Below are 12,941 nucleotides of genomic sequence, written 5' to 3'. Positions count from 1 at the left end.
GAGACGCATACTAGCCCAGAAGCAAAGCAATTAACGCGCCACTGAGCGTGAGTACAGGGAGGGTTTGCATCATGTGTTCTGGAGTTTGCCGGTGACGCCGGCGCGCGCGTCCGGCGGCGCCGTGGCGGCATCGTGGGCCTTTGCTGCGCTGGGCGGATCGCTGCTCGGCGCGGCCTTGCAATTGCATCAGCCCAGGCTGTGGAGCGCGGGTGCCTATGCGGTGTTGCTCTTCGCAGGCCTGGCCGGCCTGGGCGGGCTGACGCGGCGATGGCGGCCGCCGCCTCGCGCCTGGCGCATGCCGGCAGGGCTCGCGATGGCCGTTGCCCTGGCCTGCGGAGCGCTCGCCGGCGGCGGGCTCGCGGGCTGGCGAGCGGTGGCTTATGCGCAGGGCGCACTGGATCCGGCCCTCGAGGGCCGCGACCTGCAGGTGGTTGGCGTGGTCGCGCAGATGCCCCAGCGCAACGAGGGCGGCACGCGCTTTCGGCTCGATGTCGAATCGGCCCGCTGGGCCGATGAACGCCTTGGGTCCGCGCCACGCGTTCCGGCGCGCATCGCGCTCGGCTGGTACCGCGACGACACCTCTCTCTGGGGACGCGCTCCGGAAAACCGTGCTGCGGCGACGGGCGGCGATGCGGCCGCGTTGCATGCGGGCGAGCGCTGGCGCCTCACGGTGCGGCTCAAGGCGCCGCACGGCAATCTCAATCCGCATGGTTTCGACAACGAACTGTGGCTCTGGGAGCAGGGCGTGCATGCCAGCGGCTATGTGCGAACCGGTGCCCGCGACGCCGCGCCGGCGCATCTGCAATCCACGTGGCTGCATCCCGTCGAGCGTGCGCGGGAAGCGGTGCGCGACGCGGTGTTCGAACGCGTGGCCGACGCGCGGCAGGCGGGCGTCATCGCCGCACTCGTCACCGGCGACCAAAGCGCCATCGACCGCAGCGACTGGGATGTCTTTCGCGCCACCGGCGTGGCTCACCTGATGTCGATCTCGGGGCTGCACATCACCATGTTCGCCTGGCTCGCCGCGCATGCGGTGGGCGCGCTGTGGCGGCGCAGCGCTTGGCTGATGCTTCGCGTTCCCGCGCCGCAGGCCGCGCTGGCCGGCGGCGTGCTGCTGGCCGGGCTCTATGCGCTTTTCAGCGGCTGGGGCGTGCCTTCGCAGCGCACGGTCTGGATGCTCGCGACCGCGGCGCTGCTGCGGCTCACGGGGCGGCGCTGGCCATGGCCCCATGTCTGGCTGCTGATCGCGGCGGTGGTGGTGGCCGTCGACCCGTGGGCGCTGATGCAGGCCGGCTTCTGGCTCAGCTTCGTTGCGGTCGGCATCCTGTTCGCGACGGGCTTCATGCGGCCGTCCGAGGAGGCGGCGGGAAAATCGGCTCGGCTGCTGGCGTTCTTCCGCGAGCAGTGGGTGATCACGCTGGCGCTGACGCCCCTCAGCCTGCTGCTCTTCCAGCAGGTGTCGGTGGTGGGACTGCTGGCCAATGCCATGGCGATCCCCTGGGTCACGCTGGTCGTCACGCCGCTGGCGATGCTGGGTGCCATGGCGCCGCCGCTCTGGGAGCTTGCGGCCTGGGCCGTGCAGCTGCTGGCCCTGCTGCTGCGCTGGCTGGCCGCACTGCCCTATGCCACGCTCTCGATGGCGGCGCCGCCCGTGTGGATGGCGGCCTGCGGCGTGGCGGGTGGCGTCCTGCTTGCGATGCGGCTGCCGGGGTCGCTGCGCACGCTGGGCCTGCCGCTCCTCTTGCCGATGCTGCTCTGGCATGCGCCCCGGCCGGCCGCGGGGCAGTTCGAGCTGCTGGCCGCGGACATCGGGCAGGGGAACGCGGTTCTGGTGCGCACGGCAACGCACAGCCTGCTGTACGACGCGGGCCCGCGCTACAGCCTCGAGAGCGATGCCGGCCATCGCGTGCTCGTGCCGCTGCTGCGCGCCTTCGACGAGCGGCTGGACATGCTGGTGCTGAGCCACCGCGACAGCGACCACGCCGGCGGCGCACCCGCGGTGCTCGCGATGCAGCCGCAGGCGGCGCTGTTGAGCTCGATCGAGGCCACGCACCCGCTGCAGTCGGTGCGCCCGGCCAGGCGCTGCGAGGCGGGCCAGCGCTGGACCTGGGACGGCGTGGATTTCGAGATCCTCCGTCCGGCGGCGGGCGACTATCTGTCTTTCACCAAGCCCAATGCCGTGTCGTGCGTGCTGCGCATCGCCAACGGCCGCGCCACGGTGCTGCTGGCCGGCGACATCGAGCGTCTGCAGGAGGCGGCGCTGGTGTCGCGAACCCCCGATCTGCGCGCCGACGTGCTGCTCGCGCCGCACCATGGCAGCAAGACTTCGTCGAGCGCGCTGTTCCTCGAAGCGGTGCGCCCGCGCATCGCGCTGGTCCAGGCGGGCTACCGCAACCGTTTCGGCCACCCGGCCCCGGAGGTGGTCGAGCGCTATGCCGCGCAGGGCGTGCAGCTGGTCGAGAGCGTGCCCTGCGGCGCCGCGCTGTGGCGCAGCCAGGAACCGGCCGAAGTCGGCTGCGAACGGGAGCGCAATGCCCGCTATTGGCACCACCGCCTGCCGTGAAGGCGGGCGGCGGCACGGCGTTTCGCCTCAACATAGGGCTTTCACTGGCCTCGAACTTGCTAAGCTATGGCTCAAGGAGATTGGTCGTTCCATGCACAAATTCGACGAGATGTATGAGCAGTTGCCCTATGCGGGGGCTGCAATCCGACAGCACTACAAGCGCTACGACCAATGGCTCGCGAAGCAACCCGGCGAGGTGATGCGATCGCGGCGCGAAGAGGCGGAGATGATCTTCCGCCGGGTCGGCATCACCTTTGCGGTGTACGGCGCGAAGGACGAGGACGGTTCCGGCACCGAGCGGCTCATACCGTTCGACCTGCTGCCGCGCATCATTCCCGCCCACGAGTGGGAGAGCATGGAAAAGGGGCTGGTGCAGCGCGTCACGGCGCTCAACCGGTTCCTGCATGACGTCTACCACGACCAGGAAATCATCAAGGCCGGCATCATTCCGGCCGAGCAGATCCTGAACAACGCGCAGTTCCGCCCCGAGATGATGGGCGTCAACGTACCGCACAACGTCTACTCCAACATCTCGGGCATCGACATCGTGCGCGCCCCCGATGCCCAGGGCAACGGCGAGTACTACGTGCTCGAAGACAACCTGCGCGTGCCCAGCGGCGTGAGCTACATGCTCGAGAACCGCAAGATGATGATGCGGCTCTTTCCCGAGCTGTTCAACCAGAACCGCATCGCGCCCGTGGCGCACTACCCCGATCTGCTGCTCGAAACGCTGCGCGCCAGCGCGCCGGCCGCCACGGCCGAGCCCACGGTGGTGGTGCTCACGCCCGGCATGTACAACAGCGCCTACTTCGAGCATGCCTTCCTTGCCCAGCAGATGGGCGTGGAACTGGTCGAGGGGCAGGACCTGTTCGTGAAGGACAACTTCGTCTACATGCGCACCACGCGCGGGCCGCGGCGCGTCGACGTGATCTATCGCCGCGTCGACGACGACTTCCTCGACCCCGAGGTGTTCCGCCCCACGTCCACGCTCGGTTGCGCGGGCCTGATGCGCGCCTACCGCGAGGGCAACGTCGTCATCTGCAATGCGGTGGGCACCGGCGTGGCCGACGACAAGTCGATCTACCCCTATGTGCCCAAGATGGTGGAGTTCTACCTCGGCGAGCAGCCGATCCTGAAGAACGTGCCCACCTACATGTGCCGCAACAAGGACGAGCTGCAGTACACGCTCGACAACATGAAGGACCTGGTCGTCAAGGAGGTGCATGGCGCCGGCGGCTACGGCATGCTGATCGGCCCGGCCGCCACGCAGGCCGAGATCGAGGACTTCAAGAAGGCCGTGATCGCCAAGCCCGACGGCTACATCGCGCAGCCCACGCTGAGCCTGTCCACCTCGCCGACTTTCGTCGATGCCGGCATTGCGCCGCGCCACATCGACCTGCGCCCCTTCGTGCTTTCGGGCAGCGAGGTGCAGATGGTGCCCGGCGGCCTCACGCGCGTGGCGCTCAAGGAGGGCTCGCTGGTGGTCAATTCGTCGCAGGGCGGGGGCACCAAGGACACCTGGATTCTCGAAGCCGACCGCACGCCCAAGCCCAAGGCGGCCACGCAGTCGCAAAGCCAATCGTAGGAGCACAAACGATGCTGTCACGCACCGCCGACCATCTCTACTGGATGTCCCGCTACACGGAGCGCGCGGAGAACACCGCCCGCATGCTCGACGTCAACTACCAGACCTCGCTGCTGCCCCAATCGGCCGAAGTGGCCAAGTACGGCTGGCAGGGCGTGCTTTCCATCAGCGAGCTGCTGCCCTCGTACAACAAGAAGTACGAGCAGATCACGCCTCACGACGTGATGGAGTTCATGGTCAAGGACGAGAGCAATCCGTCGTCGATCCTTTCCTGCCTCAAGGCCGCGCGCGAGAACGCGCGTGCGGTGCGCGGTGCGCTCACCACCGAGGCCTGGGAAACCCAGAACACCACCTGGCTCGAAGTCAACCGCATGCTGCGCGCCGGCGATTTCGAGCGCGACCCGGCCCAGTTCTTCGAATGGGTCAAGTTCCGCTCGCACCTGTCGCGCGGCGTCACGCTCGGCACCATGCTGCAGGACGAGGCGTTCTACTTCTCGCGCCTTGGCACCTTTCTGGAGCGCGCCGACAACACCGCGCGGCTGGTGGACGTGAAGTTCCACGCGCTCAACAGCGAGTTCTTCGGCACCGCCACGGAAGAAGACCAGGAGTACGACTTCTATCACTGGAGCGCCATCCTGCGCAGCGTCTCGGCCTTCGAGGTGTACCGCAAGGTGTACCGCGACGTGATCAAGCCCGAGCGCGTGGCCGAACTGCTCATTCTTCGCGCCGACATGCCGCGCTCGCTGCATGCGAGCCTGGTGGAAGTGGTGAGCAACCTCGCCAAGGTGCAGAACGAGCAGAGCGCCGAAACCCAGCGTCGCGCCGGCAAGCTGCTGGCCGACCTGCAGTACGCACGCGTCGACGAGATTCTTGCGACCGGGCTGCACGCCTACCTCACGCAGTTCCTCGACCGGGTGAACGAACTCGGTGGGCGGATCAGCCAGGACTTTCTGGTTCCGGCGCACTGAGCCTACGCCTCGAGCCAGGGGCGTCGCCGGTGCTGGGGCGAGGCCCCCCGGCTCCGATCTCCGGATGGCTGTTTCAGGCAGGTGGTGGTGCGGCAGCCCGCTCCCTGGTGTCTCTGCATTTGAGCTGCAGTTGCTGGAAATGCGAACGCCATGCCACCGCATCGAACCAGCTCTCCACATCGAGCCTGAGCGATACGCGGCGCACGCCATCGTGATACTGCGTCACCTTGACCCGCAGGCCGTCATTCGCCGGGACGGAATCGATATCGACCTGCGAGTTCGTCAGCGCGATGACCAGGCGCTCGCCCGGGCCCGCATTGCGGGATTTCTTCAGCACGAGATGGCAGCTGTCCTGTTTCGCGAGCTGTCTGTTCCCCGCGCCTGCTGCCAGATAGCGATTGAGCGCTTTCAGGTGGGCGGATGCGGTCATGCGCCTGTCGTCCAGCGCGTCTTCGATGGGATAGCGATCGCCGCATCCTGACGTCACGATGCAGGCAAGCAGCAACAGGCACAGAGCCCGTCTCATGAGCGGGGACGCGGATGGGGCGCCATGGCGCGCTGCGTTGGGCAACATCCTGCAAGTATCGGCCATGGCGTGTTTGTCGATGGACAGCGGGCGCGGCGACTCAGGGATATCCCCCACGGAACTTATTGCGCCTCGCAGGCCCAGACGGGCTCGCCCGGCATCGCCGGACATTCGTGAAGCCCGATAGAAAGGAACCGTCCCTCCATGTTCAGATCCAGCCGACTGCCCGCGCTGCTCCTCGCATTCGTTCTCTCGTGGATGGCATTGCCGTCCGCGTTCGCCGCCGAGCGGCAGATGGTCAGTTCCGCGGCCAAGACCCTGAACATGCGCACCGGTCCGGGCCAGCGCTACGAAGCGCACTGGACCGTGGGCAAGGGCTACCCGTTCCGCGTCATCGGCAGGAAGGGCGACTGGCTGCGGGTCAGCGACTTCGAGAACGACAAGGCATGGGTCTACCGCCCGATGACCAGCAAGACGCCGCACCACGTGGTGAAGGCGAAGGTGGCCGTGCTGCGCAGGTCACCGAGCACACGCAGCCCGGTGGTGAAGCGGGCGGTCTACGGCGACGTGCTGCGCACGCTCGAGCGCCGGGGCGACTGGGTCAAGGTCCGGCACGAAGGCGGCGGCACCGGCTGGGTGGCGCGGCGCCTGGTCTGGGGCTGGTAGCCTGACGCTGTTAGTGGGCCTCAGGTCGCCGTGGCTTGCCGCACCGCGCGCTCCCAGCGCGCCATCGACTCTTCGGCCTGCGCACGGCCCATGGTCGGCATGAAGCGCCGCTCCACCTTCCACAGTTTCGACAGCTGCCGCGCGTCGCTGTAGACGCCGGTCGACAGGCCCGCAAGGTAGGCGGCGCCGAGCGCTGTGGTCTCGATCACCTCGGGCCGCACCACGGGAATGCCCAGCAGGTCGGCCTGGAACTGCATCAGCAGGTCGTTCACGCTCGCACCGCCGTCCACGCGCAGTTCGGCCACGGGCGTGCCGCCGGCCGCCACCGCATCGCGGCTCATGGCCTGCAGCAGCGCGGCGCTCTGGTAGGCGATGCTTTCCAGTGCGGCGCGCGCGATGTGCGCCACCGTGGTCCCCCGCGTGAGGCCGGTGATGGTGCCGCGCGCATCGGCATCCCAGTAGGGTGCGCCGAGGCCGGTGAAGGCGGGCACCATCATCACGCCGCCCGCGTCGGGCACGCTTTCGGCGAGCGACTGCACTTCGGCGCTGCCCTTGATGGCCTTCAGGCCGTCGCGCAGCCACTGCACCACAGCGCCACCGACGAAGACGCTGCCTTCCATCGCGTATTGGGGCGTGGCGTCTGTCTGCGCGGCGCTGGTCACGAGCAGGCCGTTGTGCGAGGGCTGGAATTCGCCGCCCGTGTGCATCAGCAGGAAGCAGCCGGTGCCGTAGGTATTCTTGGCCATGCCGGCCGCAAAGCAGGCCTGGCCGAAGAGGGCGCTCTGCTGGTCGCCGGCCACGCCGCCGATGGGCAGCGCGCGGCCGAGCAGGGCCGCATCGGTGTCGGCAAAGTGCGAGCTCGACGGCTGCACGCTGGGCATGAGCGCGGCAGGAATGTCGAGCGCCTTGAGCAGGTCGGCATCCCATTCGTTGCGGTGCACGTTGAAGAGCATGGTGCGCGAGGCGTTGCTCACGTCGGTCACGTGCACCTTGCCGCCGGTGAGCTGCCACATGAGCCAGCTGTCGACGGTGCCGAAGGCGAGTTCGCCGCGTTCGGCCTGTGCGCGCGCGCCGGGCACGTTGTCGAGCAGCCAGCGCAGCTTGGTGCCGGAAAAATAGGCATCGATGACGAGCCCGGTCTTTTCCTGGATGGTGGCGGTCATGCCCTGGTCGCGCAGTTGCGCGCACATCGGTTCGGCGCGCCGGTCCTGCCAGACGATGGCGTGGTGCACCGGCTGGCCGGTCTTGCGGTTCCACAGAAGGGTGGTCTCGCGCTGGTTGGTGATGCCGATGGCATGGATGTCCGCGGGCTGGAGCTTGGCCTTGGCGAGCACGTCGCGCGCGGTGGCAAGCTGGCTGTGCCAGATCTCCATCGGGTCGTGCTCGACCCAGCCGGGCCGCGGATAGATTTGCGTGAGCTCCTTCTGCGCGATGGCGACGATGCGGCCTTCGCGGTCGAACACGATGCTGCGGGAGCTCGAAGTGCCCTGGTCGAGAGCGAGCAGGTAGGTCATGGCTTGAGTGGTCCTCGGGGTCTGGTCATGTCATCTGTTCTTGGTGCTGTTGTTCAGGGCGTGTGCGCAGATCACCGGGTACTCCCCTCCGTGAATGTCCCCCGGCCTGCGGCCTCCTCCTTGATTTCGCTGCGGGGAGCACCCGATGCTCTGTACACGGGGCACGCTGTGGGGTACCGCCGATCAACAACCGCTCTTTCCAACGATCACGTCGATGGGGTGCCTTGCGTAGCGAAATAAAGGAGGAGCCCGAAGGACGGGGGACATTCGCGGAGCAAGGTACCCCGTCGGCGGGATCGCGCCCTGAACAATGCCCCACGCGACGAACAAAAGAGCGAGCTCTCATTTGAATCAATCGCGCGCGATCTCGAGCCGAACCTGCGCCGCATGCAGCAGATCGGCAAAAGGCGCAGGCGGCTCCGCGTCGGTGAAGAGGCGGTCGATCTGCGACAGCGTGCCCAGCTGGATCATCGCGGGCCGGTTGAACTTGCTCGCATCCGCCGCCAGCCACACCTCGCGCGCCTGCGCGATGATGGTTTGCGCCACCTTCACCTCGCGCAGGTCGAAGTCGCGCAGCGACCCATCGGGCTCGATGCTCGACACGCCGATCAGCGCGATGTCCACCTTGAACTGGCGGATGAAATCGATGGTGGCCTCGCCCACGATCGCGCGGTCGCGCGCGCGCACCGAACCGCCCGCCACGATCACCTCGCACGAGGAGTTGCCGCTCAGGATGGTTGCCACGTTCAGGTTGTTGGTGATCACGCGCAGGCCGGTGTGGCGCAGCAGCGCCTTGGCGATGGCCTCGGTGGTGGTGCCGATGTTGAGGATCAGCGAGCAGTCGTTGGGCACCAGTTCGGCCACGCGCCGCGCGATGCGCGCCTTGCCCTCCGCATGCAGCGTTTCGCGTTGCTGGTAGCCGATGTTCTCGGTGGTGGAACTCGGCACACGCACGCCGCCGTGAAAGCGCGTGAGCAATCCCTGGTCGGCCAGCCGCTGCACGTCGCGCCGCACCGTCTGCAGCGTGACGCCCAGCATATCGGCCAGCTGCTCGACGGTGACGGAGCCGCGCGTGCGCACGGTATCGAGAAGATTGATCTGGCGCGGATTGGAGTTCACAGAGGCGTCGTGGAAAGCGTGAAGACTCTCTAGAGAGTACAGGCCGTGTCACTTTAAAACGAAAGAAAACGAATCCAACTAAGGGAAAACTCGGGGGAAAATCGCGCCAAAAGGAATCCAAATGAAAAGACGCGAAAATACAATGGCGCCCTTCCGTGACCGAAGTCACGAACCAACGGGCCCATCTTCTGTGAGCGATTTCTCCTCCAATTCGCCTCTGCCGGCAACCGATTGCGATGTGTTGATCGTCGGCGGCGGCATCAACGGCTGCGGCATTGCGCGCGACCTGGCTGGCCGGGGCTGGCGCGTGGTGCTGTGCGAAAAGGACGACCTCGCCTCGCATACGTCGTCCTCGTCCACCAAGCTGATCCATGGCGGGCTGCGCTACCTGGAGTACTACGAGTTCTCGCTCGTGCGCAAGGCGCTGCAGGAGCGCGAGGTGCTGCTCAAGAGCGCGCCGCACATCATGTGGCCGCTGCGCTTCGTGATGCCGCACGATCCATCGATGCGGCCGGCCTGGATGATCCGCATCGGCCTGTTCATGTACGACCATCTCGCCAAGCGCGAAGTGCTGCCGGGCTCGCGCAGCATCGATCTGCGCAGCCATGCGGCCGGTGCGCCGCTCAAGCCGCAGTTCAAGCGCGGCTTCGTCTATTCCGACGGCTGGGTCGACGATGCGCGGCTGGTGGTGCTCAACGCCATCGATGCCAGGGCACGCGGCGCCGAGATACTCACGCGCACGCGCTGCGTCCATGCGCAACGCGACGCCGACGGCTGGACCGCCACGCTCGAAGCCGCGGACGGCGGCATCCGCGTGGTGCGCGCCCGTGCCGTGGTCAATGCCGCGGGGCCGTGGGCGGAATCGTTCCTGCGCGGCGTGGCGCAGTCGGCCAAGGGCGAGCCGCTGGCCACGCGGCACCTGCGGCTGGTCAAAGGCAGCCACATCGTGGTGCCGCGCCTGTTCGAGCACGACCACGCCTACATCTTCCAGAACCCCGACAAGCGGATCATCTTCGCGATTCCCTACCAGGACGAGTTCACGCTGATCGGCACCACCGACATCGAGCTGAACGGCGACGATCCCGGCGCGGCGCGCATTGCCGAGGAAGAAATCGCCTACCTCTGCATGCAGGCGAGCCGCTATTTCGACAAGCCGGTCAAGCCGGCCGACGTGGTCTGGACCTACTCGGGCGTGCGCCCGCTGCTCGACGATGCGTCGGGCGACCCGTCGGCCGTCACGCGCGACTACATGCTCGAGTCGAACACCACCGCGGCGCCGCTGCTGTCGGTGTGGGGCGGCAAGATCACCACCTTCCGCAAGCTGGCCGAGGACGCGGCCGACGAGGTCGGCAAGATGCTCGGCCAGTCGAGCGCGCAGCGTCCGCCCTGGACCGATGGCGCCTTCCTGGCCGGCGGCGATCTTTCCGCATGGATCGGCGCCGCCACGCGGCCCGACGACGATTTCGAACGCTTCGTGGCCGCGGTGCAGGCGCGCCATGCATGGCTGGACGCACGGCTCGCGCGGCGCCTGGCACGCGCCTACGGCGCACGCGTGGCCGAGCTGCTCGGCGATGCCAAGTCCATGGAAGACATGGGCGAAGCCGTGGCGCCGGGGCTCCACGAGCGCGAGCTGCGCTTCCTGCAGCAGAACGAATGGGCCGTGAGCGCCGACGACGTGCTCTGGCGCCGTTCGAAGCTCGGCCTGCGCTACACGGCCGAGGAGCGCCGGCAGGTCGCCGCCTGGCTGCAGGCGCGCACCACCAACAACAGCTACATGATCAACGGGGAGCGCTGATGCAATTGACTCTGGAGCGCGTCACCAAGAAGGTCGGCGCGCAGACCTGGCTCTACGAGCAGGACATTGCGCCCAAGAGCGGCGCGGTCACCGTGCTGCTGGGCGCCACGCAGGCCGGCAAGACCAGCCTGATGCGCCTGATGGCGGGGCTCGACACGCCCAGCACCGGCCGCGTGCTGGTCGACGGCAAGGACGTGACCGGCATGCCGGTGCGCGAGCGCAACGTGGCCATGGTGTACCAGCAGTTCATCAACTATCCATCGCTCACCGTGGCCGACAACATCGCCTCGCCGCTCAAGCTGCGCGGCGAGAAGAACATCGAGGCGCGCGTGAAGGCCCTGGCCGACAAGCTGCACATCGGCATGTTCCTCGACCGCCTGCCGGCCGAGCTGTCGGGCGGGCAGCAGCAGCGCGTGGCGCTGGCGCGCGCGCTGGCCAAGAACGCGCCGCTGATGCTGCTCGACGAACCGCTGGTGAACCTCGACTACAAGCTGCGCGAAGGCCTGCGCGAAGAACTCACGCAGCTGTTCGCCACCGGCGATTCGACGGTGATCTACGCCACCACCGAACCCGGCGAGGCGTTGCTGCTGGGCGGCTACACGGCCGTGATGGACGAGGGCGAGTTGCTGCAATACGGCCCGACCGCCGAGGTGTTCCATGCGCCGCAATCGCTGCGCGTGGCGCGCGCCTTCAGCGATCCGCCGATGAACCTGCTGGCCGGCACCGCAACGCCCGGCCGCGTGCAGCTCGCGGGCGGCCCGTCGCTGGCACTGGCCGTGCCTGAAAGCGTTTCGGGCGCGGTCACGGTCGGCTTGCGCGCGAGTGCATTGAACGTGGGCGCGGGGGAGGGCGACATCGCCTTGCCCGGCAAGGTGGAGCTGGCCGAAATCTCGGGCTCCGACACCTTCGTTCACGTCGAGACGGCGGTCGGCGAACTGGTGGCGCAGCTCACCGGCGTGCACCGCTTCGAGTTGGGCACGCCGATCACGCTGTACTTCAGCGCCTCGCAAGCCTATGTGTTCGATGCCGGCGAAAAGCTGGCGCTCGCGCCGGCATGGCGCAAAGGAAACTAGCTATGGCACGCATCGATCTCGACCTGGCCCACGCCTACCGTCCCAACCCGAAACAGGACAGCGACTATGCGCTGCTGCCGCTCAAGATGAGCTTCCGCGATGGCGGCGCCTATGCCTTGCTCGGCCCTTCGGGCTGCGGCAAGACGACCATGCTCAACATCATCTCGGGCCTGCTGGTGCCCTCGCAGGGCACGGTGACCTTCGATGGCCGCGACATGACGCGCGCCACGCCGCAGGAACGCAACATCGCGCAGGTGTTCCAGTTCCCGGTGATCTACGACACCATGACCGTGGCCGAGAACCTCGCGTTTCCGCTGCGCAACCGCAAGGTGCCGGAAGACCAGATCAGGAAGCGCGTGGGCGAGATTGCCGAAATGCTCGACATGAGCGGCCAGCTGAACCAGCGCGCCTCGGGCCTCGCGGCCGACGCCAAGCAGAAGATATCGCTCGGCCGCGGCCTGGTACGCAGCGACGTCTCGGCCGTGCTGTTCGACGAGCCGCTGACGGTGATCGATCCGCACCTCAAGTGGCAGCTGCGCCGCAAGCTCAAGCAGATCCACCGCGAGCTCAAGATCACGCTGATCTACGTGACGCACGACCAGGTCGAGGCGCTCACCTTCGCCGAAGAGGTGGTGGTGATGACGCGCGGCAAGGCCGTGCAGGTGGGCAGTGCCGAGGCGCTGTTCGAGCGGCCGGCGCATACCTTCGTGGGCCACTTCATCGGCTCGCCGGGCATGAACTTTCTTTCGGCGAAGAGCGCGAACGGCGCGCTCGAAGTGGCGGGCACGCCGCTCATGCCGACGCGCGAACTGCCGCAGGGTGCGCTCAAGATCGGCATCCGGCCCGAGTACCTGCGCCTGTCGAACGCGGGCGCCGCCGGCGCCGTGCCGGCCGTGGTGAAGCAGGTGCAGGACGTCGGCACGCACGCCATGCTGAGCGCCGAGGTCGACGGTGGCGTGGTCAAGGTGCGGCTGCACTCGGACGACCAGCCGCCGGCTGTGGGCGACACCGTGTGGCTGCGGGTGCTCGACACCCACACCTGCTATTACAAGGACGAGGAGTTGGTGGCATGAGTGCAGCGCAGGGCCGCCCCAAGCAAGCTCGCACCGCAGTGCGGAGCACGGAGGTATTT

The 12,941-nt window shown here is 67.6% G+C and carries 10 protein-coding genes; 7 read left to right on the top strand and 3 right to left on the bottom strand.

Annotated features, from left to right (window positions below; all coding sequences use genetic code 11):
* Positions 1 to 91: 91 nt before the first annotated feature.
* The 3 genes from VAPA_RS17260 to VAPA_RS17250 all read left to right on the top strand — a co-directional run bounded on the left by VAPA_RS17260 (position 92) and on the right by VAPA_RS17250 (position 5,116).
* Positions 92 to 2,563, top strand: coding sequence for a DNA internalization-related competence protein ComEC/Rec2 (locus tag VAPA_RS17260; RefSeq protein ID WP_021008051.1), 2,472 nt, complete (start codon positions 92 to 94; stop codon positions 2,561 to 2,563).
* Between the two features lie 91 nt (positions 2,564 to 2,654).
* Complete coding sequence (locus tag VAPA_RS17255) at positions 2,655 to 4,148, top strand: circularly permuted type 2 ATP-grasp protein (protein ID WP_021008050.1); 1,494 nt, start codon at positions 2,655 to 2,657, stop codon at positions 4,146 to 4,148.
* 11 nt (positions 4,149 to 4,159) lie between these two features.
* A complete protein-coding gene (locus VAPA_RS17250) occupies positions 4,160 to 5,116 on the top strand; it encodes an alpha-E domain-containing protein (protein WP_021008049.1) in 957 nt (318 codons plus the stop codon).
* Positions 5,117 to 5,189: 73 nt separating this feature from the next.
* On the opposite strand, the gene VAPA_RS17245 is transcribed toward VAPA_RS17250, so the two are convergent.
* Positions 5,190 to 5,642 (bottom strand): hypothetical protein, encoded by a 453-nt coding sequence (locus VAPA_RS17245; RefSeq protein WP_196232512.1) that lies wholly within the window; start codon positions 5,640 to 5,642, stop codon positions 5,190 to 5,192.
* A 204-nt stretch (positions 5,643 to 5,846) separates the two neighbouring features.
* Here VAPA_RS17245 and VAPA_RS17240 point away from each other — a divergent pair, with 204 nt between their 5' ends.
* A complete protein-coding gene (locus tag VAPA_RS17240; protein WP_021008047.1) occupies positions 5,847 to 6,308 on the top strand; it encodes an SH3 domain-containing protein in 462 nt (153 codons plus the stop codon).
* A gap of 20 nt (positions 6,309 to 6,328) precedes the next feature.
* Here VAPA_RS17240 and glpK read toward each other — a convergent pair whose 3' ends face one another.
* Both glpK and VAPA_RS17225 read right to left on the bottom strand, forming a co-directional pair.
* Positions 6,329 to 7,822, bottom strand: a complete 1,494-nt coding sequence (gene glpK / locus VAPA_RS17235) for a glycerol kinase GlpK (protein ID WP_021008046.1) — start codon at positions 7,820 to 7,822, stop codon at positions 6,329 to 6,331.
* Positions 7,823 to 8,173: 351 nt separating this feature from the next.
* Positions 8,174 to 8,941 (bottom strand): DeoR/GlpR family DNA-binding transcription regulator, encoded by a 768-nt coding sequence (locus VAPA_RS17225; protein WP_021008044.1) that lies wholly within the window; start codon positions 8,939 to 8,941, stop codon positions 8,174 to 8,176.
* Positions 8,942 to 9,062: 121 nt separating this feature from the next.
* Between VAPA_RS17225 and glpD the strand changes: the two genes are divergently transcribed.
* Genes glpD through VAPA_RS17210 form a run of 3 tightly spaced genes read left to right on the top strand, consistent with a single transcriptional unit; the run spans position 9,063 to position 12,882 of the window.
* Positions 9,063 to 10,736: a glycerol-3-phosphate dehydrogenase gene (gene glpD / locus VAPA_RS17220; protein ID WP_021008043.1), complete on the top strand. Its 1,674-nt coding sequence runs from the start codon at positions 9,063 to 9,065 to the stop codon at positions 10,734 to 10,736.
* Positions 10,736 to 11,809 (top strand): ABC transporter ATP-binding protein, encoded by a 1,074-nt coding sequence (locus VAPA_RS17215; protein ID WP_021008042.1) that lies wholly within the window; start codon positions 10,736 to 10,738, stop codon positions 11,807 to 11,809. The genes glpD and VAPA_RS17215 overlap by 1 nt, the downstream gene beginning before the upstream one ends.
* Before the next feature lie 2 nt (positions 11,810 to 11,811).
* Positions 11,812 to 12,882, top strand: a complete 1,071-nt coding sequence (locus VAPA_RS17210; RefSeq protein WP_021008041.1) for an ABC transporter ATP-binding protein — start codon at positions 11,812 to 11,814, stop codon at positions 12,880 to 12,882.
* The last annotated feature ends 59 nt before the right edge of the window (positions 12,883 to 12,941 follow it).

This window comes from Variovorax paradoxus B4 (assembly GCF_000463015.1).
Classification (GTDB): domain Bacteria; phylum Pseudomonadota; class Gammaproteobacteria; order Burkholderiales; family Burkholderiaceae_C; genus Variovorax; species Variovorax paradoxus_E.
The sequence above is the reverse complement of the archived record's forward strand: the minus strand, read 5'-3'. Positions and strand labels throughout refer to the sequence as shown.

Coding starts and splice junctions, on each gene's coding strand:
- VAPA_RS17255 (WP_021008050.1), top strand. CDS start 2,655: ATGCACAAATTCGACGAGATGTATGAGCAGTTGCCCTATGCGGGGGCT.
- VAPA_RS17250 (WP_021008049.1), top strand. CDS start 4,160: ATGCTGTCACGCACCGCCGACCATCTCTACTGGATGTCCCGCTACACG.
- VAPA_RS17245 (WP_196232512.1), bottom strand. CDS start 5,642: ATGAGACGGGCTCTGTGCCTGTTGCTGCTTGCCTGCATCGTGACGTCA.
- VAPA_RS17240 (WP_021008047.1), top strand. CDS start 5,847: ATGTTCAGATCCAGCCGACTGCCCGCGCTGCTCCTCGCATTCGTTCTC.
- glpK (WP_021008046.1), bottom strand. CDS start 7,822: ATGACCTACCTGCTCGCTCTCGACCAGGGCACTTCGAGCTCCCGCAGC.
- glpD (WP_021008043.1), top strand. CDS start 9,063: ATGAAAAGACGCGAAAATACAATGGCGCCCTTCCGTGACCGAAGTCAC.
- VAPA_RS17215 (WP_021008042.1), top strand. CDS start 10,736: ATGCAATTGACTCTGGAGCGCGTCACCAAGAAGGTCGGCGCGCAGACC.
- VAPA_RS17210 (WP_021008041.1), top strand. CDS start 11,812: ATGGCACGCATCGATCTCGACCTGGCCCACGCCTACCGTCCCAACCCG.